24 protein-coding genes and 1 riboswitch are annotated in these 21,660 nt (G+C 50.5%); of the genes, 20 read left to right on the forward strand and 4 right to left on the reverse strand.

Going from position 1 to position 21,660, the window contains the following annotated elements; genetic code table 11:
* Positions 1 to 124: 124 nt before the first annotated feature.
* From ACZ5FK_RS15820 to ACZ5FK_RS15840, 5 genes are all read left to right on the forward strand, one after another.
* On the forward strand, positions 125 to 1,510 hold the full coding sequence (locus tag ACZ5FK_RS15820; RefSeq protein ID WP_464805797.1) for an isochorismate synthase: 1,386 nt from the start codon (positions 125 to 127) through the stop codon (positions 1,508 to 1,510).
* On the forward strand, positions 1,503 to 3,224 hold the full coding sequence (gene menD / locus ACZ5FK_RS15825) for a 2-succinyl-5-enolpyruvyl-6-hydroxy-3-cyclohexene-1-carboxylic-acid synthase (RefSeq protein ID WP_464805798.1): 1,722 nt from the start codon (positions 1,503 to 1,505) through the stop codon (positions 3,222 to 3,224). Before ACZ5FK_RS15820 ends, menD begins: the two co-directional genes overlap by 8 nt.
* Positions 3,211 to 4,050, forward strand: a complete 840-nt coding sequence (gene menH / locus ACZ5FK_RS15830) for a 2-succinyl-6-hydroxy-2,4-cyclohexadiene-1-carboxylate synthase (protein ID WP_464805799.1) — start codon at positions 3,211 to 3,213, stop codon at positions 4,048 to 4,050. The genes menD and menH overlap by 14 nt, the downstream gene beginning before the upstream one ends.
* Positions 4,047 to 4,865, forward strand: a complete 819-nt coding sequence (gene menB / locus ACZ5FK_RS15835) for a 1,4-dihydroxy-2-naphthoyl-CoA synthase (protein ID WP_464805800.1) — start codon at positions 4,047 to 4,049, stop codon at positions 4,863 to 4,865. The genes menH and menB overlap by 4 nt, the downstream gene beginning before the upstream one ends.
* Positions 4,866 to 4,932: 67 nt before the next feature.
* On the forward strand, positions 4,933 to 6,369 hold the full coding sequence (locus ACZ5FK_RS15840; protein ID WP_464805801.1) for an o-succinylbenzoate--CoA ligase: 1,437 nt from the start codon (positions 4,933 to 4,935) through the stop codon (positions 6,367 to 6,369).
* Positions 6,370 to 6,407: 38 nt separating this feature from the next.
* On the opposite strand, the gene ACZ5FK_RS15845 is transcribed toward ACZ5FK_RS15840, so the two are convergent.
* Entirely contained in the window at positions 6,408 to 7,400 is a 993-nt protein-coding gene (locus ACZ5FK_RS15845) for a metal ABC transporter solute-binding protein, Zn/Mn family (protein WP_464805802.1), read from the reverse strand.
* A gap of 119 nt (positions 7,401 to 7,519) precedes the next feature.
* A complete protein-coding gene (gene yidD / locus ACZ5FK_RS15850) occupies positions 7,520 to 7,744 on the reverse strand; it encodes a membrane protein insertion efficiency factor YidD (protein ID WP_464805803.1) in 225 nt (74 codons plus the stop codon).
* 108 nt (positions 7,745 to 7,852) lie between these two features.
* Between yidD and ACZ5FK_RS15855 the strand changes: the two genes are divergently transcribed.
* The 6 genes from ACZ5FK_RS15855 (at position 7,853) to ACZ5FK_RS15880 (ending at position 11,729) form a co-directional block, all read left to right on the forward strand.
* Positions 7,853 to 8,302, forward strand: coding sequence for a Dps family protein (locus tag ACZ5FK_RS15855; protein WP_464805804.1), 450 nt, complete (start codon positions 7,853 to 7,855; stop codon positions 8,300 to 8,302).
* 53 nt (positions 8,303 to 8,355) lie between these two features.
* Positions 8,356 to 8,541: a YjfB family protein gene (locus tag ACZ5FK_RS15860; RefSeq protein ID WP_464805805.1), complete on the forward strand. Its 186-nt coding sequence runs from the start codon at positions 8,356 to 8,358 to the stop codon at positions 8,539 to 8,541.
* Between the two features lie 136 nt (positions 8,542 to 8,677).
* Positions 8,678 to 9,994: an NAD-dependent malic enzyme gene (locus tag ACZ5FK_RS15865; RefSeq protein ID WP_464805806.1), complete on the forward strand. Its 1,317-nt coding sequence runs from the start codon at positions 8,678 to 8,680 to the stop codon at positions 9,992 to 9,994.
* A 95-nt stretch (positions 9,995 to 10,089) separates the two neighbouring features.
* Entirely contained in the window at positions 10,090 to 10,419 is a 330-nt protein-coding gene (locus ACZ5FK_RS15870; RefSeq protein WP_464805807.1) for a transposase, read from the forward strand.
* Between the two features lie 67 nt (positions 10,420 to 10,486).
* A complete protein-coding gene (locus ACZ5FK_RS15875; RefSeq protein ID WP_464805808.1) occupies positions 10,487 to 10,945 on the forward strand; it encodes an NUDIX domain-containing protein in 459 nt (152 codons plus the stop codon).
* The gene (locus tag ACZ5FK_RS15880) at positions 10,938 to 11,729 is read left to right on the forward strand and encodes an alpha/beta hydrolase family protein (protein ID WP_464805809.1); all 792 of its coding nucleotides are present in this window, start codon (positions 10,938 to 10,940) and stop codon (positions 11,727 to 11,729) included. Before ACZ5FK_RS15875 ends, ACZ5FK_RS15880 begins: the two co-directional genes overlap by 8 nt.
* A gap of 36 nt (positions 11,730 to 11,765) precedes the next feature.
* Here the strand turns inward: ACZ5FK_RS15880 and pckA are convergent, their stop codons facing one another.
* Positions 11,766 to 13,355, reverse strand: coding sequence for a phosphoenolpyruvate carboxykinase (ATP) (gene pckA / locus ACZ5FK_RS15885; RefSeq protein WP_464807455.1), 1,590 nt, complete (start codon positions 13,353 to 13,355; stop codon positions 11,766 to 11,768).
* Positions 13,356 to 13,527: 172 nt separating this feature from the next.
* Positions 13,528 to 13,639, forward strand: a riboswitch (SAM riboswitch).
* A 241-nt stretch (positions 13,640 to 13,880) separates the two neighbouring features.
* On the opposite strand from pckA, the gene metK reads away from it, so the two are divergent.
* Positions 13,881 to 15,029, forward strand: a complete 1,149-nt coding sequence (gene metK, locus ACZ5FK_RS15890; protein WP_464807456.1) for a methionine adenosyltransferase — start codon at positions 13,881 to 13,883, stop codon at positions 15,027 to 15,029.
* Positions 15,030 to 15,302: 273 nt separating this feature from the next.
* Here metK and ACZ5FK_RS15895 read toward each other — a convergent pair whose 3' ends face one another.
* Positions 15,303 to 15,815 carry a gamma carbonic anhydrase gene (locus ACZ5FK_RS15895; protein ID WP_464805810.1) on the reverse strand — a complete coding sequence of 171 codons (513 nt, stop codon included), beginning with the start codon at positions 15,813 to 15,815 and terminating at the stop codon, positions 15,303 to 15,305.
* A 123-nt stretch (positions 15,816 to 15,938) separates the two neighbouring features.
* Between ACZ5FK_RS15895 and ACZ5FK_RS15900 the strand changes: the two genes are divergently transcribed.
* The 8 genes from ACZ5FK_RS15900 (at position 15,939) to ACZ5FK_RS15935 (ending at position 21,652) form a co-directional block, all read left to right on the forward strand.
* Positions 15,939 to 16,727, forward strand: a complete 789-nt coding sequence (locus tag ACZ5FK_RS15900; RefSeq protein WP_464805811.1) for an alpha/beta hydrolase — start codon at positions 15,939 to 15,941, stop codon at positions 16,725 to 16,727.
* Positions 16,728 to 16,747: 20 nt separating this feature from the next.
* Positions 16,748 to 17,335 carry a histidine phosphatase family protein gene (locus ACZ5FK_RS15905; RefSeq protein WP_464805812.1) on the forward strand — a complete coding sequence of 196 codons (588 nt, stop codon included), beginning with the start codon at positions 16,748 to 16,750 and terminating at the stop codon, positions 17,333 to 17,335.
* Positions 17,336 to 17,370: 35 nt separating this feature from the next.
* Positions 17,371 to 17,838 (forward strand): cupin domain-containing protein, encoded by a 468-nt coding sequence (locus ACZ5FK_RS15910; RefSeq protein ID WP_464807457.1) that lies wholly within the window; start codon positions 17,371 to 17,373, stop codon positions 17,836 to 17,838.
* Between the two features lie 68 nt (positions 17,839 to 17,906).
* On the forward strand, positions 17,907 to 18,434 hold the full coding sequence (lepB, locus tag ACZ5FK_RS15915; RefSeq protein ID WP_464805813.1) for a signal peptidase I: 528 nt from the start codon (positions 17,907 to 17,909) through the stop codon (positions 18,432 to 18,434).
* Positions 18,435 to 18,493: 59 nt separating this feature from the next.
* The gene (locus ACZ5FK_RS15920) at positions 18,494 to 18,676 is read left to right on the forward strand and encodes a hypothetical protein (RefSeq protein ID WP_464805814.1); all 183 of its coding nucleotides are present in this window, start codon (positions 18,494 to 18,496) and stop codon (positions 18,674 to 18,676) included.
* 99 nt (positions 18,677 to 18,775) lie between these two features.
* Positions 18,776 to 20,929 carry an ATP-dependent helicase gene (locus ACZ5FK_RS15925; RefSeq protein WP_464805815.1) on the forward strand — a complete coding sequence of 718 codons (2,154 nt, stop codon included), beginning with the start codon at positions 18,776 to 18,778 and terminating at the stop codon, positions 20,927 to 20,929.
* Entirely contained in the window at positions 20,926 to 21,306 is a 381-nt protein-coding gene (locus ACZ5FK_RS15930) for a fluoride efflux transporter FluC (RefSeq protein ID WP_464805816.1), read from the forward strand. The genes ACZ5FK_RS15925 and ACZ5FK_RS15930 overlap by 4 nt, the downstream gene beginning before the upstream one ends.
* Positions 21,293 to 21,652, forward strand: a complete 360-nt coding sequence (locus ACZ5FK_RS15935; protein ID WP_464805817.1) for a fluoride efflux transporter FluC — start codon at positions 21,293 to 21,295, stop codon at positions 21,650 to 21,652. Before ACZ5FK_RS15930 ends, ACZ5FK_RS15935 begins: the two co-directional genes overlap by 14 nt.
* Positions 21,653 to 21,660 lie beyond the last annotated feature (8 nt).

A 21,660-nucleotide genomic window follows, 5' to 3' on the forward strand; every position in this document is an offset into this window, starting at 1 on the left:
TGTACTCTAAAATGGGCCGTCCGCCTATGTACTTTGCATTATTTGTCCCTTTCCCTCCGGTTTCCGGTATAATGGAAAGGGTAAAGAACCTAGGTGTTTGACTGTATAGTAAGGAGAGAACATCATGAATCGGAATTTGACTGAACAAAGAGAACGTCAAAAAGCGATCATTTCAGAACCAATCCGTTTTTTTACGGAAACGATAGAAGTCCGGGGAATGTCCCCGTTGTCATTTTTTGAGTCGGGTGCATCCGATTATAAAGGCGAGCGGTTCTACTGGCAGAATGCTGACCAGAGTCTGACGCTTGCGGGTCTGGGACATGCCCACGTTCTGACGTCGGAGCGGTCCGCAGGCAGGTATGATGAGATATCGGAGGAATGGAGCCGGCTCTGTTCGCTGCTCGTGAAGGAAGAGAAAGACCGGGACCCTGTTCTTTTCGGCGGTTTCTCCTATGATTCCCTTCAAGTGGGTGAAGAGATGTGGAGTTCATTCCCATCCGCTTTTTTTGTTGTGCCCACTTTTCAATTGTCGATGGAAGAAGGCAAGGCCTATGTATCCATCAATATGATTGGCCGAAGTGAGCAAAGCGCTCAGGAGTTTGACCGTTTACGGGAAGAAAGGGACCGCCTGATCCATCTCGCACAGGTCCATGAATTCCAGTTTGGCGGGAAACCGGAAATCGTCTCCAAGCTGGAAATCGGGAAAGAGCGATATTTGCAGGCCGTTTCTCGGGTCACCGAACAGATCCGCTTAGGAAGGGCACGTAAAGTTGTCATCGCACGCTTGCTGAAACTTGGACTATCCAGCGATGCGAATGCGGCCGCTGTCCTAAGCGCCATTACGAATGAGCAGCGGGAAAGTTATCATTTCGGATTGGAAAATGGCCAGTCATTCTTTTTCGGCGCAACGCCGGAACGGTTGATTCAGATAAAAGACGGGCGGGCATACTCTGCTTGTATCGCAGGCTCGATCCGCCGGGGGGAGACCGCGGTTCTTGACAAGGAACTCGGGGAAGCCCTTCTGAATGACAAGAAAAATAGGGAAGAGCATCAGTGCGTCGTCAGCATGATCTCTGATGTATTTCATTCGCTTGGAAGAAATACCTCCATCCCTAAAACGCCGCGGCTGTTGAAAATCAGGGATATCCAGCATCTTTACACCCCTGTATCAGGGGATTTGGCTGAGCATACCGACATCTTTTCCTTTGTCAGGTCGCTGCATCCGACGCCTGCTCTTGGGGGTGTCCCTACCGATGTGGCGCTTGAGATGATCCGGGAAGAGGAAGGGATTGACCGCGGATATTATGCCGCCCCGATCGGCTGGACTGATGCGTCCGGAAATGGGGAATTCGCTGTCGGCATCCGGTCTGCACTTCTGAAAGGCGATACTGCCTATCTATACGCAGGAGGCGGCATAGTGGCGGATTCAGAACCCCGATCGGAATATGAAGAGACTTGGGTGAAATTCAGGCCTGTCCTCAGGGCGCTTGGAGGCAGACTTGATGGATGAACGTAGGATATTGACGAATCATGTGAAACGGCTGACAGGCTCCCTAATCCGTTCTGGTGCGGTCCGGGCAGTCATCAGCCCAGGCTCCCGTTCGACTCCGCTCGCTTATGCGTTTGCGTCATCCGGCGAAATGGAGACGTATATGCAAGTGGACGAGCGGTCGGCGGCGTATTTTGCACTAGGTCTTGCAAAAGCATCAGGGGAGCCGGTTGTCCTGCTTTGCACATCCGGGACGGCGGCTTCGAACTATCACCCGGCGGTCACGGAAGCGTATTACGCGAGAGTGCCGCTCATCGTCATGACCGCAGATCGGCCGCATGAGCTCCGGGAAGTCGGAGCTCCGCAGGCGATCCATCAGATCGGCATGTTCGGCGATCATGTGAAATGGAGTGTCGATTTTCCGCTGCCCGAGCAGAATGAGGCAGTGGATGATTTCTTGGAGCGGCATGTAAACCGCGCAGTTTCCATGGCCCAATCAGCACCAAAAGGACCTGTTCATATCAATGTCCCATTCAGGGAACCATTGTTGATCGACTTCGATTCGGATATGCCGGCGCTCTCTTTCCACAAGTCGATGCCTGGAGTACTAGGGATCGCCAAAGAAACTGAGATGGAGCTGAATCATCTGCTGGCAGGCTCTGAAAGAGGGCTTATTATCGCGGGTGAAATGACACCGGGGCTGGATAAAAAGCTGTTTTGGGAATTCGCCAAATCAACCGGCTGGCCAGTCCTCTGCGATCCACTGTCCAATCTGCGGAGCGGGGTGCCGAAAGACTGCCTGGCAATTTGCATCGACCATTATGATGCTTTGCTGAAAAGTGACAAGTTCCGCATGCGGGCTAAGCCGGACACCGTCATCCGTTTTGGAGCGCAGCCTGTCTCCAAACCACTGTCACTTTTTCTGAAGAATGTCCGGCCTGACGTGTTCATTGCGGTGGATGAATCTCCTGCTTTCCGCGATTCCCTCGGTATTGTGACGCATCATGTCCAATCATCGCCCGAAGCGGTATTATGCTTGCGGCCATATAACAAGCCAGGAAACTACGCGGCACTCTGGGAAAGAGCGAATGAAGTGGCGGAAAAGGCGCATGATGCATATGTGACGGAGCCGGGGGATGAAGGGATGTTCGCCAAGCTCTTGTTTGATCAACTGCCCGGCGGCAGCGATCTCTTCAGCGGCAGCAGCATGCCGATCCGCGACGTCGATACATTCTTCAGAAAGACGGGAAGGGACATCGGCATTTTTGCAAATAGAGGGGCTAATGGAATTGACGGGGTCGTCTCGTCCGCCTTTGGCATGCAGGCGGCCAGAAAGCGGCCTGCCTTCCTGCTGATCGGTGATCTGTCGTTCCTCCATGATGTGAATGGACTTCTTGTCTCAAGGTTCCAGGAGACCGACTTGACGATCATCCTGATGAATAATGACGGCGGCGGCATCTTTTCCTACTTGCCGCAAGCCTCTGTCCCTGACCATTTTGAGGAACTGTTTGGCACACCGACCGGTTTGACATTCGAAAATACCGCTGCCATGTATGACGCTCAATACAAGGCGGTCGCTGAACCTGAAGCATTCCTCTCAGAACTTCAGAAGCCGAAAGAGAAACCAGTCCGAATCATCGAAGTGTTCACAGACCGGCAAGTGAATGTCAAAACGCATAAAGCCTACTGGGACGCTATCATGAAAGGGCTGGAGAATCTTGATGGAACACTATGAAATTAGAGGGAATAGCATAGCTGTCAGGCAGCTTGGCGATAAAAGCCGGCAAACAATCGTGCTGCTCCATGGCTTTACAGGCAGTACGGCTACATGGGAAGAGACAGCAGAGCTGTTGAAGGACGATTTTCATCTCGTCATGGCCGATTTGACAGGACACGGAGAAACGGCAAGCCCTGACGATCCGAGCAGATACTACATGGAGGAGCAAGTCGAAGATCTGCATGAGCTTTTTTCACGCTTAGGGCTAAGCCGATTTGGACTGCTGGGCTATTCGATGGGCGGGCGGGTTGCGCTTGGCTATGCGGCTAGCTATCCTCAGAAAATCGCCGCCCTGATCCTCGAAAGCTCTTCGCCGGGGCTTCGGACAGAAGAGGAGCGTTCAGCACGAAGGGAAGCGGACGGAAGGCTGGCAGAGCGGATCATGCAAGAAGGAATTGAATGTTTTGTTGATTACTGGGAAAATATTCCTCTGTTTGCTACCCAGCAGAAACTGCCGCAAGAGAAGCGGGCCAGTATCCGGCTCGAACGTTTGCATCAGAAAGAAAGCGGTCTTGCTAATAGCTTGATCGGTATCGGGACAGGCAGTCAGCCGTCCTACTGGAACAGCCTTTCCGGTTTACAGCTGCCAGTTTTGCTGTTGACAGGAGAGCTGGACACGAAATTTGTTAGTATTGCCCGGGAAATGAAAGAAAAGCTACTGAATGCGGACCATGTCACCATTCCAGGCGCGGGCCATGCAATTCACGTGGAAAATCCAGAACGATTTGCTACAATGGTAAAGGAATATGCTAACGAAGTATTATTAGGAGGAGGTTCAATATGACACGTCAATGGGAAACAATCCGTACATATGAAGATATCAAGTACGAAAAGTACAATGGCATTGCAAAAGTGACAATTAACCGGCCCGAAGTACGCAACGCATTCCGTCCGAAAACTGTGATGGAGATGATTGATGCGTTCTCTCGTGCACGTGATGATGAAAGCATCGGTGTCATCATTCTTACAGGCGAGGGCGAGAAGGCATTCTGTTCCGGAGGAGATCAATCCGTCCGCGGCCATGGAGGCTATGTAGGGGAAGACGAAATTCCTCGTCTGAACGTCCTTGATTTGCAACGCTTGATCCGTGTCATTCCGAAACCGGTTGTTGCGATGGTCGCAGGTTACGCAATCGGGGGCGGACATGTTCTGCATGTCGTCTGTGATTTGACGATTGCTGCCGATAATGCTCGATTCGGCCAGACGGGACCGCGAGTCGGCTCGTTTGATGCAGGATACGGTTCCGGCTACCTTGCTCGGATCATCGGCCACAAAAAAGCCCGTGAAATCTGGTACCTATGCCGTCAGTATGACGCACAGCAGGCGCTTGATATGGGATTGGTCAATACCGTCGTGCCATACGAGCAGCTGGAAGACGAAACGGTTCAATGGTGCGAGGAAATGCTGGCGATGAGCCCGACTGCACTCCGTTTCATCAAAGCGGCTATGAATGCTGACACAGATGGACTTGCAGGTCTTCAACAAATGGCTGGGGATGCAACACTTCTCTACTATACGACAGAAGAAGCGAAGGAAGGCAGAGACGCGTTCAAGGAAAAGCGAAAGCCGGACTTCGGACAGTTCCCGCGTTTCCCATAATAATAAAAGCTGCCTGCTATGGCAGCTTTTTATATGGAATGAATTGATCCTTACAGGAGGGATGCGCATGATACCGAATTGGTTATGGCAGCGTTCGAATCTTTCACCAAGCCGAGTCGCTTTATCCTATGGAGATGAATATTGGACCTTCCGGCAGCTGCATGAGAAGGCTGTTGAATTAGCTTCCAAATTAAGGTCGAATGGACTTGAGGAAGGAAATCGGGTTGCGTTACTCGGTCCCTCTACTCCAGAAATGGTCTTCGTCATTCATGCATGTCTGTATGCTGGAGTCGAAATCGTCATGCTGAACAGCAGATTATCGGAATCTGAAATTGCATGGCAGATCAGGGATGCACATGTCGAAACAGTCATTGCGGAAGGGAGCTTAACGGGTCTATTATCGGCTTGCCCTGCGATCGTATTGACGTTTTCAGACTTGGCGGCAAGTGCTCCTGCGCCTGTTGAGATAGATAGGGAGTGGCAGGAAGATCGGACCATCACGATCATGTATACATCCGGGACGACAGGATTTCCGAAAGGGGTCCGGCAAACGGCGGGTAACCATACATCCAATGCCATATCGTCAGTCCTGAATCTAGGGTTGGATGAAGAGGATGCATGGCTTTGTGCTATGCCTTTGTTCCATATCAGCGGCTTCTCAATCCTCGTCCGGTCCGTTATATACGGCATGGAAGTCAGGCTGTATGAGAAATTCGACGAAGTCATGGCTGCCCGCGATATACGGGAAGGCCGTGTCACGCGCATGTCAGTCGTCGCACACACACTGGACCGCATCATGCGCCAGCTTGAAGAGGATGAAATGCCGATTCCTCCCCGCTTCCGGACGATGCTGGCGGGAGGAGGGCCCATCCCGGCGCCGATGCTGGAAAGGGCAGTCCGGCTCAACATTCCTGTTTTACAGACATACGGCATGACGGAAACGAGTTCCCAGACAGCGACGCTCTCAGCGGAGGATGCATTGCGGAAAATCGGCTCTGCCGGAAAAGCCCTATTCTTTAACCAGATCTCCATCCAGGATGCGAAGGAGCCGGGACAAATTGGCGAAGTGCTGATCAAAGGCCCGCATGTCACTCCTGGCTACATTGGCAGGGCGGCCGAAATTGCGCCGACTAACGATGGTTGGCTGCCGACCGGAGACCTTGGCTATCTCGATGAAGAGGGGTATCTGTATATCGTCGACCGCCGTTCTGATTTGATCATCTCAGGCGGGGAGAATATTTATCCTGCTGAAATCGAAAGCGCCCTATGCGGCCATCCAGCTGTACTGGAGGCGGGGGTTTGCGGACAGGCGGATGACAAATGGGGCAGTGTGCCAGTCGCGTTTGTCGTGCGCGGGGATGCAGTGACAGAACAGGAGTTACAGGAGTTTTGCAGTCAGCATCTGGGGCGCTACAAGGTGCCAAAGCGTTTTGTATTTGTCGATGAACTGCCCCGAAATGCCGCGAACAAATTAGTTCGCCGTGAATTGCAGAATTGGTTATAAAAAAGAGGGAAGGGCACATGGCCTTTCCCTCTCTTGCATCATTTAGAGCGTAATGCAGTCTTGAGTGTTTCGATATTGTGCTTCATCAAGGTGAAATAGTCCTCTTTTGCCGCGATATCTTCAGGCGTGAGGACGGCAAGATTGTGAAGTGTCAGCGGCTGGGCACCGACCTCTTTCAGTATCACTTCCGTCAGTTTCGATGAGATATTCTGCTCGAACAGGATATAATCCACATGATCATTCTTCGCCTGGGCAACTATTTTGGCAAGCTCTTTTTGGGAAGGTTCACTTTGAGAATTCAATCCTGCGATCGACACTTGGTCAAGGCCATAATCGTGAGCCAGATAGCCAAACGACGCATGGGAAATGAAAAACGTTTTCCGGTCCGCCTGATCAGTCATATCTTTGAATTGCTGATCAAGCCCTTCGAGATCCTTTTTAAGGGAAAGGAAGTTATCCGTGAACATCTCTTTCTGCTGCGGCCGTTTCTCGATCAATGTATTGGTGATCGTTTCAGCCAGTTCAATCCCTTTTGATGGTGAAACCCATATATGAGGGTCGATTTCGCCGTGGGCATGGTCATGGTCATGGTCGCCTCCTTCTTTTTCATGTCCATGTCCATGTTCTTCGCCTTCGTCCCCGTCATGATGATGGTGGCCGCTCAGCAATTCATCGGCAGGTATCCCATCCGCCGTTGCGACCATTTCAACGTTTTGTGATTTTAGCGTTTTCTTGGCGTTTTCCACAAAACCTTCCAGACCAAGCCCGATATAAAAGAAGATATCGGAATCAGCCAGGGTGATCATGTCCTTCTGGGTCGGTTCAAATGAATGGGAATCAGCGCCGGGCGGGTAGATGGTATGTACGGATACTTGGTCACCGCCAATTCGTTCTGTGAAATATTGAAGGGGATAGACGGTCGTATATATATCCAGTTTTCCTTCGCTGCCGGCCTGTTCAGATTTCTGCTGCTTTCCGCACGCTGCAAGCACTAGCAGGACTGATATAGCCAGGAATAAAAGCCTCTTCATACTATTGCCTCTTTTCTATTTAGTAATGATTACTGTTTGGATTCGCTTTCTCATAATACAAGAGTGTTTCCCATAATGCAAGCAATAAAAAAAAGAAACCGGCAATTTGCCGGTTTCTCTTATTTCTCTTTTGGCTCAGGCACTGGATCATAGCCGCCTTCGTGAAAAGGGTGGCACTTTGAAATGCGCTTGACCGCCAGCCAGCTTCCTTTGACTGCGCCATGTTTCTGGATCGCCTCGAGCCCATAATGGGAACAGGTAGGGTAGAAACGGCATGAGGGAGGTGTCAGCGGCGATATGGCTTTCTGATAGAATTTGATGATTCCCATCAGTATATATTTCATCATCATTTCTCCTTGTCATCGTGTATGTTTAGTTTATTTCTTTTAGAGGTAAATTAACAGGGACACGCATTACCCATTATTAGAGCGATTCGTAAGGAGAGAGAGCAAATGTCGAAAGAACTTCTTGAGGAACTGAATAAACAGGTCGCAACCTGGTCTGTCATGTATACGAAACTCCACAACTTCCACTGGTACGTCAAGGGACGGGAGTTTTTTACATTGCATGCCAAGTTCGAAGAGCTATATAACGAGGCGACAGCAACGATGGATGAAATCGCAGAACGTATGCTGACCCTTGGAGGAGAGCCGTCTGCCACAATGAAAGAGCATCTTGAGCTATCTGTCGTAAAAGAAGCGGACGGAACGGAGAGCGCAGGCCAAATGGTCAAAAAAGTGGTCGATGATTTTACCGCAATCATGTCTTCTTTGAAAAAAGGGATGGAACTTGCAGGGGATGCAGGTGACGTCATGACGGAGGACTTGCTGAATGCAACATATCAAAGCATTGAAAAACATCAATGGATGCTGAACGCTTTCCTCGGAGAAGACAATAAATAAAGCATTGTCTTCAGATTTCCATCCAGCTGCCGATATAAGTATCGTTAGGGGGGATGCAGGTGGATCTCAACTCGATCATGTCGAGCCAGCTGAGAAGTCTGCAGTCGACTGTTCAGTTATCCGTGTTGCAGAAATCCATGACAATGGATGCAAGCGCTGCGGTTGATATGCTGAAATCGATGTCGCAGGAGCAGGCAGCCCATCCACATAAAGGATTGGCGATAGACATAAAAGCGTAAAGGGAATGAGCATGTGTAAACCTGAAAAGGAGCCATGCTCATTTTTACTGTCTAATGAATGGCATCCGAAATGGGAAAGAGGTAGAATATAGAGTGCGTTTCGCAATACTACGTTCGACCAGTGGAGGTTATTAATATGGCAGAAGTGCAATTCATACGTAATTTGATCATCGAGACACCATCCGTCCCAGGCAGCTTTGCCAAAGTGGCGACCGCAATCGGCCAGCTGGATGGAGATATCGGGGATATTCAGACGATAAAAGTCGGTACACTTTCAATGATCCGGGACGTCTCCGTGCAATGTATCAGCGAAAAGCAGCTGAATAGCATTGTCGATGCGATTAATGCCATCGGCGGCGGAGTACAAGTCCATGCCGTGACAGACGATGTTCTTCATGCCCATGAAGGCGGAAAGATCCATATGAAGCGCAATATGGAGATCCGCTCGCTTGGCGATCTGCGCAGAGTGTACACACCCGGTGTCGCAAGTGTGTGTAAAGCGATCGAGGCAGACCCTGAGCAGGCGAATTACTTTACAGGCATCCCTAATACAGTCGCCATCGTCACAGACGGGACTGCTATTTTAGGACTTGGAAATATCGGACCGGTCGCGGGGATGCCGGTAATGGAAGGCAAGGCGGTCCTGTTCGATCAATTCGCGGGCATCAGCGGCATTCCTATTTTGCTCGATACGAGCGATCCCGATCAAGTCGTCGAAACAGTAAAGCATATCCATAAAGGGTTTGGCGGAATCTTACTCGAAGATATCGGGTCCCCGCATTGTTTCGAGATAGAGGAGAGGCTGAAGAAGGAATTACCGATTCCGGTCATGCATGATGACCAGCATGGAACAGCAGTCGTCACACTCGCTTCTGTATTATCAGCATGCCGGCAATCTGGCGTAGATCTTTCCAATTCGGTCGTAGGCCAAATCGGTCTAGGAGCGGCAGGACTTGCGATCAGCCGTATGCTGATCAATTATGGTGTCAAGGAGATGTACGGCTCCGATTTGAATCCGGTTGCCGTGCAGAGGCTGGAGAGTTTCGGAGGGAAAGCTCTGCATTCCGTGCAGGACATTATGGATACATGCGACATCGTCATTGCGACGACAGGCGTGGAAGGTCTTATTAAACCTGAGATGGTAAGGAAGGGACAAATTATTTTAGCCCTCTCAAATCCGAATGCTGAAATCCAGCCGGAAGTCGCTTTGAAAGCTGGAGCAGCGTTTGCAGCTGATGGACGGCAAGTGAACAACGTCCTTGGTTTTCCCGGCATTTTCAGAGGTGCGCTTAACGCCCGTACGAACGATATAACGTATCCAATGCTCATCGCGGCGGCACTTGCCATCCTGGAAACGACGAAACCAGGAGATCTGGTCCCGCATCCGCTTGATCCGATGGTACATCAAAATGTGGCGCTTGCTGTAGAACGCGCTGCTAATGGAACCGAATAATGCATTGAATGACCCGATGGGCGAAATTCCGCTCATCGGGTTTTAGTATGAACTGGACATTCTTTCTCATACTACGGAGAAAAAGGATGATATCAATGGAACAGGAAAAAGTGAAAATGTACGTGTCGGTCGTCAACCAACAAATATTGAATGATAAATACTCATCACCTTGGGAATACGAAGTCGCAGTCTCGAAAGATTATATACCGGTATTTGAACAGCTTTTTGAGCAGATGAGCCGCCTGGAGTTCCGGAATTTCCTTCGATCCCATCTGCCGTATGTGCCGTATCACTTTGACCGCGACAATCATGATATTGATCGCCGGACTGCAAAAATCTATGCGTTGATCCATGAATTCGGCGACAAGGAAACGAAGGAGTTTGTAGAGCAGCTGCCTTTTTTCAAGCCGTCTCCACTGCAATGATTCGGCGAGACGGGATTCTTTCCAAAATAGTCATCCTTCGCTACACTAATATAAAGGATGTGAGGGAATGATTACGTTTAACGATTTGAAAGGCGCCCATGTCGAATTGACCTTCGGTGAAAACTTGAAAGGGATGGAAGCCAGACATGTCCTCATCACGCTGAAGCATGATGGGAAGTGGCTCCTCACCCGGCATCGTGAGCGCGGTATCGAGTTCCCGGGAGGCAAGGCGGAACTTGGTGAAACAATCGAAGACGCGGCGATACGGGAGACAATCGAAGAGACCGGCGTCACTATCAGTAATCTGGTGAAATTCGCGGAATATGTCGTGGAAACAGAAACGCCCTTCTGCAAGGCAGTATTGACGGGTGATGTCGTTTCCATCAATGAACACCCGCAACTGTTTGAAACCGCTGGCGCTGTCTGGATGACAGATGAGGAATTGGATGCATGCACGGAACTCAGCTTTCATATGAAAGATGAAGGCATGAAGGAAATCCGGAAGTGGGTGGAACGCCATGCCTGATAACGGAAGCATTGTTCATCGAAAACAGTATCCTTCTCCTAATCCCGCCGTCCGTCTTGAGGAGATCACATATATGTCGGATGGCCTTAAAGTGAAAGGGCTGCTGGCAGAACCGGTCGCTGACGGAAAGTATGAGGGAATCCTTTATTTGCGGGGCGGCATGCAGCATGTTGGCATGGTGAGGCCGGCGCGCGTCGCACAATTCGCGACTCAAGGCTTTGTAGTATTTGCGCCATATTACAGGGGCAACCGGGGCGGGGAAGGCAGGGATGAATTCGCCGGAGCAGACCGCCAAGATGCGGTGTTTGGGGTTGACGTGCTGCTTCAGCATCCGAAACTCGATAAGGAGCGCATCCATCTGTATTCTTTTTCACGAGGCGGCATTATGGCGTTATGGACGGCGATCTTGCGCGATGACATCACCTCGGTGGTAGTATGGGCGGGATTATCAGATGTCGTCTTCACGTATAATGAACGTGAGGATATGCGCAGGATGATGAAACGCGTCATCGGCGGGACTCCAAACAATATGCCGGATGCATATCGGGAACGGACGGCCCTGTTCCGTGTCGATGAAATCGATGCACCCGTCTTGATCATCCATGGAATGAAAGATGAAAATGTGTCCTTCGAGCAGGCCATCATGCTGGAAGATGCTCTCCGTGATAAAGGAAAGACATATGAAACATGGTATTTTCCCGATTACACCCACCATTTCCCTGCAGCGGAAAATGCACGTATCGTAAGGGAATTATGTGATTGGATGAAACAGCAGCAAAAATAAAAAATCCAGGCGCTGATCGCACCTGGATTTTATTTGTTAGTAGGCAACCGGTCCGCCTTTTACAATGATTTCTTCAGATACATTGTCGAACTTCTCGAAGTTCTTCCGGAAAAGATCTGCAAGTTCAGCAGCTTTCTTGTCATAGGCTGCCGGATCTGCCCAAGCATTCCGCGGATTCAGCACTTCACTCGGCACTCCGTCGATCACTTTAGGCATCGCAAGGCCGAAGACTTCGTTTGTCTCTGTCTCTACATCGTTTAATTTGCCTGCTAGAGCGGCACGGACCATTGTGCGAGTATGTTTAAGTGACATACGCTCACCTACGCCGTATTCGCCGCCCGTCCAGCCTGTGTTCACAAGGAAGACCTGAGCGTCATGCTTGTCAATTTTTTCTCCAAGCATTTCTGCGTACACAGTTGCAGGGAGCGGAAGGAATGGAGCGCCGAAGCAAGTTGAGAATGTCGCTTCAGGTGATGTGACGCCTCTTTCTGTACCAGCGAGCTTCGAAGTGAAGCCGCTGAGGAAGTGGTACATCGCCTGTTCCTTCGATAATTTCGAAATTGGAGGCAATACGCCGAATGCGTCGGCTGTCAGGAAGATGATCGTCTTCGGATGCCCTGCAACAGATGGCACTACGATATTGTCGATGAAATTGATCGGGTACGCGGCACGCGTATTTTCCGTCAATGAATTATCGTCATAATCCGGCACACGTGTCTCTTCATCCAACACTACATTTTCCAGCACTGCGCCAAAACGGATCGCTCCGTAGATTTCCGGTTCCTTTTCAGGGGACAGGTTGATACATTTTGCATAGCAGCCGCCTTCGATGTTGAAGACGCCGTTATCCGACCAGCCATGCTCGTCATCACCGATCAGCTTGCGCTGTGCGTCTGCGGAAAGTGTCGTTTTGCCTGTTCCGGAAAGACCGAAGAACAAGGCGACATCTCCTTCTTCTCCTACGTTTGCGGAGCAGTGCATCGGCATGATGCCGCGCTCAGGGAGCAAGAAGTTCATAACGGAGAAGATCGATTTCTTCATCTCGCCTGCATATTCAGTTCCGCCGATCAGAACGATGCGGCGTTCAAAGGAAACGAGGACGAACGCTTCCGAATTAGTGCCGTCGACTTCTGGGTCCGCTTTGAATGTTGGTGCCGCCAGGATTGTGAACTGTGCCTCATGTGTCTTCAGTTCCTCTTCTGTTGGACGGATGAAAAGCTGATGGACAAAGAGGTTTTGCCAAGCGAACTCATTGATTACTTGCAAAGAGAGCTGGGAATCCTTATCCGCACCTGCATATCCTTTGAAAACGAACAATTCGTCTTTGGAGTTGAGATGGTCGATAACTTTTTTGTATAATGAGTCGAAGATATCGGATGAAATCGGTTGGTTCACCTTTCCCCAGTCGATCTTATCTTTCGTTGTGACTTCCTCGACGATGAACTTATCTTTAGGGGAACGGCCAGTATACTTTCCAGTGCGGGCTCTAAGTGCGCCGTCTGCCGATAATTCCGCTTCTCCGCGAGCTGTCGCTTTTTCGACAAGTTCAGGAACTGAAGGCTGGATCGTCACGTTCGGCCCTGCGAGAAGTTCCTTGAGTCCGTTTTCGATCTTCGCTGATATCATATTGTACGTACCGTCCTTTACATAGTAGTCCCACATTGTGGGTTTCTTATTTTCTCGATTAGTATAACACATTTAGAATAATAATCTACACTAATTAAAAACTCAAGCGATTTCAATCGAAATGATTTGACAAAAAGCTCGTTTTTTCGTAGCATTGATAAATGAACGGATACTCTTATCCCGAGCTGGTGGAGGGACAGGCCCTACGAAACCCGGCAACCTGCGCGCTTTTGACGCGAAAAGGTGCCAACCTGGAGCAAGGCGCATGCCTTGGACGATAAGAGTGAAAGGTGCTGCTTTGAAATGATGCCTTTCCTCATGTATGCATTACGTGAGAGAAGGGCTTTTTATATTGTCAGACCCTTATTCCTTGTATATGTTGACATCGACTCTCTCTGGGAGCGGATTAAACTGGGACAAATAGAGTACCGTATCAATATGAGCAAGTTGTTTAAGGAGGAAATTACATTGACGAACCGCCGACTATTCACATCGGAATCGGTAACAGAGGGACACCCGGACAAAATGTGTGACCAGATTTCGGATGCCATCCTGGATGCCATTTTAGAAGAAGACCCGAATGCGCGTGTCGCATGCGAAACGACCATCACGACAGGACTTGTCCTCGTGATCGGGGAGATTACGACAACGACCTACGTCGATATCCCGAAAGTCGTAAGAGATACAGTGAAGGAGATCGGGTATACGCGTGCGAAGTTCGGCTTCGACTGGGAAACTTCGTCCGTCCTCACTTCGATCGACGAGCAGTCTCCGGATATCGCTGCAGGAGTGAACCAGGCGCTTGAAGCGAGGGAAGGGCTGATGTCCGATCAGGAACTTGAAGCGATCGGCGCGGGAGACCAGGGGCTTATGTTCGGGTACGCATGCGATGAGACGCCTGAGCTGATGCCTTTGCCGATCAGCCTTGCGCACAAATTATCCCGCCGCCTTGCGGAAGTGCGCAAAGAGGAGATCCTTCCGTACTTGCGCCCAGACGGCAAGACGCAAGTAACAATCGAGTATGATGAAAATAACAACCCTCTTCGCGTTGATACAATCGTCATCTCGACGCAGCACCACCCTGACACGACACTTGAGGAGATCAAGCGTGACATGAAAGAATATGTCATCGACGCAGTGGTCCCGGCTGACTTGCTGGACGCTCAGACAAAGTACTTCATCAACCCGTCAGGCCGCTTCGTCATCGGCGGGCCGCAGGGTGATGCTGGCTTGACCGGGCGCAAGATCATCGTCGATACGTACGGCGGATACGCACGGCACGGCGGCGGCGCCTTCTCCGGGAAGGATGCGACGAAAGTGGACCGTTCCGCATCGTACGCAGCCCGCTACGTGGCGAAAAACATCGTAGCCTCCGGTTTGGCGAAACGCTGTGAAGTGCAGCTCGCTTATGCCATCGGCGTTGCCCAGCCTGTTTCCATTTCTGTCGATACATTCGGAACAGGCAAAATCGAGGAAAGCAAATTGGTCGATCTCGTGCGTGAGCTATTCGATCTGCGTCCTGCCGGCATCATCAAGATGCTCGATCTTCGCCGTCCGATCTACAAGCAGACAGCGGCATATGGCCACTTCGGCCGTACAGATGTCGAACTGCCATGGGAACAGACGGACAAAGCGGAAGCACTCCTGGAAAAGTCCGGACTTGCCGTCCGCTGAAATTGAATGGATGGAAAAGGAGCCTAAGCCCTTGGCGGCCGGCTCCTTTTTTGATTTGTCCGACCTGCTTTGGTATGGTAGAAAAGAAGTGAATTGTACATACAATGGGGGTATATAATCTGGTGGTCGATATGAATGTTTGGATCATGCTGGCAGTGGGCCTGATCGGCGCTGCGATTTTGTCGGCTATTCTATATCTGTTTGTCACGGAGAAGTGAGACAGGCAAAAAGGAAAGCTGAGCGGATTTCCGTCTCTGCTTTCCTTCATGGCCTTCACTTTTGCATCTCTTTATAGATGGCTCCTTTTTCGACATAACTGTCCACAATCCGTTTCATATCTTCCAGATCCGCTTCATTCAGCTCGCGGACGACTTTGGCAGGCGATCCAAGTGCCAGGCAGCCCGGCGGAATTTTTTTCCCGGGCGGAACAAGGCTTCCCGCTCCGATGAAAGCCCCCTCGCCGACTTCGGCGCCGTCCAGGATGATGGCTCCCATGCCGACAAGCGCCCCTTTACGGATCGTGCAGCTATGCAGCAGCGCTTTATGGCCGACTGTCACATCATCCTCGATCAAAAGCGTTTTACCGGGACTTTGGTGCAGGCAGCTGAGGTCTTGGATGCTGACCCTTTCGCCTATGATGGTCGGTGCGACATCCCCTCGAATAACGGTACCGAACCAGATGGAAGAGTGTGCGCCGATTGACACATCTCCTGTAACGGTCACATAATCGGCGATATAAGCGGTCGGATCGATTTTCGGTGTTTTATCTTTGTATGGATAAATCATGAACATCCCTCTTTCCAATAAAATCGTGTATAATCTACTATATCAAAGTTGCTTTTTTCATTGTATCAAAGTCGGATCGATTTAGGATGGATGAATGTCCGGCCGGAAGAGGGAGGGCATCATATGTGGAAATGGGAAGCGGAAGGACAGCCGAAAGCGGTTGTCATGATCATTCATAGCGCATATGAACATCACCGGAGATATGCGTGGCTCACCCAAAAGCTGCGAAATAGCGGTTTCCATGTCGTCACAGGCGATCTGCCGGGACATGGGGAAGGGACCGGGCGCCGCACCCATGATGAAGCGTTCGAAGCGTACCATAAACATATAAAGAGAATGGCGGAAGTCGCATTGCTCGATAACTTGCCGCTTTTCATCCTGGGCCACGGTCTGGGCGCGACTCTCGCAATCCAGCTGCTCAGCGGCGGCAAGGTGGAATGCGCAGGATGCATATTGAGCTCACCATGGCTCGCTTTGCGCCATCAGCCGCCGAAATACAAGGCGATGCTCACAAAACTGTCACCGTCCATGAAAGTGAATCATGGCATGGCGGCGGAGCTCCTTACGAGAAATTCGGAATTATATATAGAAGCGAACGAAGACCGTGATTATAGTTCAGCCGTGACGGCTGTGTGGTATCGCGACCTGCTTGCCCAGATGAAATCGATCACCATGCAGGAAAGGACGATACAAAACATTCCTGTCCTATTGCACGCAGGCGGCCGGGACAAGATCACATACATTGAGACGTCAAAGAAGTGGCTCCTCAAACAGGATCTCACTGAATTCCATTATAAAGAATGGAAACGGCTTTACCATGATTTGTATCAAGAGCCTGAGAGAGACGAAGTGTTTACCTATATCGAATCATTCATGGACAATGTGCTCCGCGGTCTTGGGTATGTAGTCTGAACAAAAAGGGTGGGAAATGCGTGACAACGATCGGATTTGTGCGCCATGGTGTGACGACATGGAACAAGGAAGGGCGAGTGCAGGGAAGCTCTGATATCCCGCTTGATGAAGAAGGCGTGCGAATGGCGGAATGCGTCGCCGGGCGCCTGGGACAAGAGCAGTGGGACGTAATTTTCACTAGTCCAATGAAACGGGCAAGGCAGACGGCTGAGCTCATCTCGAGGAAAATGCCCGGCATTCCCCTGATTGAAGATGAACGGCTGCGCGAGAATAGCGGCGGACAGATTGAAGGGACGACAGAAGCGGAACGCCTGGAGAGATGGGGCCCGTCGTGGCGGACACTGGACCTCGGAGGCGAAAAGGAAGCGGATGTCGTTGAGCGCGGACTGGCGTTCGTCAGGGAGATCGAGGAGCAATATGCAGGCAAAAAGGTGCTTGCCGTCAGCCACGGCGGGTTCATCAAGCGCCTGCTGATGCGGCTTGTGCCTGACCTGGACGTCAGCCATGGATTTGAAAACACATCCCTCTCCATCGTCCATTTGGAAGAGGGACAGTATCGTTGCAGCCTGTATAATTGTACGGTGCATCTGGAGGAGGGAAAGCTTTGATCAAGGACGCTAATTATTATATCCGGGAATTGAACATGAGCCCGCATCCGGAAGGCGGATACTATGTCAGCACCTATTCCTCAAGCGAGGACTTGGAAAGGGATGGACAGGCACGACGATTATACACGAGCATCTACTTTCTCCTGCAGCCAGGCGATATCTCTCATTTCCATCGCTTGAAATCGGACGAAGTATGGTATTACCATGCAGGAAGTCCGCTGACTGTGCATATGATTGATGAAAAGGGGACATATACTGAAGTGAAGCTCGGCCTTTCCGTTCATGAAGGAGAGCAGCCGCAAGCAGTAGTTGAGAGCGGCACCATCTTCGGTTCCTCCCTAGGCAATAACGATGAATTTGCCCTCGTCGGCTGCATGGTCGCTCCGGGATTCGATTTTAAAGACTTTGAGCTCTTCACCCAGGATGAACTTTTGGCAGCATATCCGGATCATCATGAAATTATTATGAAAATGGCATATAAACAATTACCTGAACAACTATGAAATGAAACTTTTCTTGCGTCCCTGATGTCTACTTACTGTGAACGAATACGAAACGGAGGAAACCCGTTGTGAAAAAAGAAACAAAAAATGAAATCATGTCGTGGATCAAGTCGTTAGCGATCGCGTTTATCATAGTGTTTATCGTCCGCCAATTCCTGTTTGCGCCAGTCGTCGTATCAGGACAATCCATGGAACCGACATTTGAATCGAATAACCGTGTCGTCGTTTCGAAAATCCACAAGCTCGATCATTTCGATCTCATTGTTTTCCACGCACCCGGCACGAAAGAGGATTACATCAAGCGGGTCATCGGATTGCCGGGAGATACAGTGAAAATGGAAGACGACCAGCTTTTCATTAATGGCAAAGCCTATGATGAGCCATATATCCAGCAAAACAAGGATAAAATCTTCAAAGACCAGAAACTGACAGAGGATTTCGAAGTGACCGTCCCTGAAGGCCAGCTGTTCGTCCTCGGTGATAACCGGCGGAACAGCACAGACAGCCGCATCATCGGCTGCATCGACAAGGACGCTGTCGTCGGCAAAGTGGAATTCCGCTTCTTTCCATTCAATTCCATCGGCATTCCAAAATGATTAATCCTTCTTCATCCGGGTATTCTTATATAGACTACCCATGAAGGAGTGATGGAATCATGGCAAACGGCAACAAGAACAAACAGCAGAACGGGAAAAAAGACGATGCGCCGAAAATGACGGGCACTGAGTTCTCGGATGAGCAGCGCCATAAGAACGAAGTCGCTTCCACTGCTTATATGGGAAGCAAAGATGAAAAGACCGATCTGAAGGATGACAAGTTGGAGTCCGGTGGATTTTAACATGTGATTGAGCCCCTGGCACTTGTGTGCGAGGGGTTTTTCCATGCCCCTGATTATGGTAAGGTGGTAGCAGTGCAGGCATAAAAGGAGAACGCATGTATGGAAGACTTTTTTGAACGAAAGAAACAGGAACTCGGAATCGAGCTGAATGATGTGCAGCGCCAGGCGGTTCTCAAGACGGAAGGCCCGCTGCTTTTGCTGGCGTGCCCCGGCTCAGGGAAAACAACGACCATGCTGATGCGCATCGGCTACTTACTGGAGGAAAAGGGAATAAAACCGCATCGTATCAAGGCGATTACGTTCAGCAAAGCGTCTGCCGCTGATATGGCAGAGCGTTTCAAACGCCTGTTTCCAGGGCAGCCGTCTATTGACTTTTCGACTATACATAGCCTTGCTTTTACGATCACCCGAATGTATTTGCAAAAGGAAGGCACTGCTTTTGAGTTGATTGAGGGAAGTAAGGGTGGCCCAGGTGCCATCACGAAAGCCGGTTTGCTGAAGCAGTTATACAAACGGGAAATGAAGGAAGACGCAACTGAAGATGAGCTTAGCAGCCTGACCACTTTCATCAGCTGTTTGAAAAACACGATGGTGCCCCTGAAAAAGTGGGAGACGGTGAAGGGGCCATTTGACAAGGCGGGAGCCATCGCTCTTCTATACGAGCAGGCGAAATCCAGAACTCCCGCACGCCTCCTCGTCGACTTCGACGACATGCTGACCATCGCCGAGCAGGCTTTGCGGACAGACGATGAATTGGCAGACCGTTTTCGAAGTCATTATGACTATATCTTGACCGATGAAAGCCAGGATACATCACTTGTCCAGCACCGGATTGTCGAGCATCTAGTCGCACACCATGGGAATCTATGCGTTGTCGCGGATGATGACCAATCCATTTATACGTGGCGCGGCGCAGCTCCCGATTATTTGCTGGATTTCAAAGACGTCTATCCGGATGCCTCCGTGCTGATGATGGAGCAAAACTACCGATCTTCGAAGGAAATCGTAGAAACAGCTTCCCGGTTTATCAAACGCAATCAAAAGCGGTATGTGAAAGAGATGAGAACGGTCAATCAAGAAGCCGGCCCGATTCTCGTCAAGCAATTTGACGGACCTAAGCAGCAGCTCGAGTATGTCACCTATGAAGTGCTTGATGAGCAAAACCTGAATGAAGTGGCAATCCTGTTCAGGAATAACGCCTCTTCCACTCTTTATGTCAATGAGCTGCATCGCAGAGGAATTCCGTTTTATATGAAAGATGCGGATGATCGGTTTTTTTCTCACTGGGTCGTGGAAGATATCCTCAATTTCATGCGGCTCAGCTTCAACACGGAACGGAAAGATATCTTTGTGAAGATCGCCATGAAAATGAATCTGTTCATTACTCGAGCCGCTTTGACGCATTATGGACATTCAGAGACGGCCGGAAATGTCTTTGACGGTTTCATCCGTTCGGCTTCCTTGAAACAAAGCCAGATGGATAAGCTGGAGCATTACAGGGAGACGTATAAGCGGATTCCGTCCATGCGACCCGCTCAAGTGATCCGCGTAATCCGGTACGAACTGGAGTATGAGGAAGCGCTTCGGAGCCGTGCTGACAAGTTCGGCTACCGGATCGACCAGCTGCTTGGCATTCTGGATACACTGGAAGGGATCGCATCGCAGCTTCGTACGATGGTGGAATTTGCGGAAAGGCTGAAAGAGCTCGAGCAGGCAGTGAAGGAAGCGAAATTCAGCCCTCCAGCGAATGCCGTCACTCTGTCCACCTTCCATAGCGCAAAAGGGCTCGAATTCAGCCGTGTCTTCATGATTGATCTCGTCAAAGGGATCATCCCGTCTGAGGAGGATGAAACCGATCCAGACTTGCTGGAAGAGGCACGCCGGCTTTTCTATGTCGGCATGACTCGGGCGAAGCAGCGGCTCGAGCTGCTGTCGTACCGGAACATGGAAGGAAAACAAAAGGAGGATTCCAGGTTTGTCAATGAAGTGCGGGGGATTATCCTGAAGCCGAAGGAGCGAGGAAAAATGGAAAAAATCCGCAAAGCCGATCTGTCCATCCCGCTTGACCCGGACGGGATTGCAAACCGGTCCGAACTTTCAGAAGGGATGCTTATCACACATAAGGTGTTTGGCCGAGGCACAATCGAGACGATCAGCGACACGGACATTCAGATACGGTTCGGGGACGCCGTAAAGAAACTATCACTAGATACGATCTTGACGCGCCGGCTGCTGAAAGAGGTAGTAGTATGAAAAAAATTCTCGCGGTTGGAGCAGCGGGTTCACTCGGCGCGCTGTGCCGGTCCATCGTCAGCTTCGGGATGGCGGATCTCATCCCTTTTCCAATCGGCACACTTTCTGTAAATCTGCTCGGCACGTTCCTGCTCTGTTTCCTGGCAAGGGAGACGGCACGTGCCTTGTTTGCAAATGAAACCATTTATACGGCGATCACTACGGGTTTCATCGGCTCGTTCACTACGTTTTCAGCACTCAGCATGGAAACGCTTGAGCTGCTGCAGGCGGGGGCGTACAGCATGGCCGGGTTGTATGTGCTGACGAGCATCACTGGCGGCGTGGCAGCGGCTGTCATCGGCTTTGGAAAGAAGGCAGGCCCGCATGGCGTTTCCTGATGTGCTCGCAGTGATGGCAGGCGGATTTTGTGGTGCAATTGCTAGGTACTTGGCTTCAGGAGCGCTGAATGCAGGCAGACGAATTCCGTACGGCACATGGACGGTCAACTTGCTTGGCTCGCTGCTCATCGGTTTTTTCTTCGGTTCGGGATGGCATGGAACGATGGTATCCTTTGCAGCTGTCGGTTTTGCCGGCGGGTTAACGACATTCTCGACGATGACGAAAGAGGCAGTGGAGCTATGGGGGAACGGAGACAAGAAGAGGGCACTCCTCTATTTGGCAAGCACATATGTGACAGGCGTGGTGCTCGCAGCCGCCGGATACGCGCTTGGCGGCATGATATAATCATTTCT

The organism is Sporosarcina sp. GTC18466 (assembly GCF_055389225.1).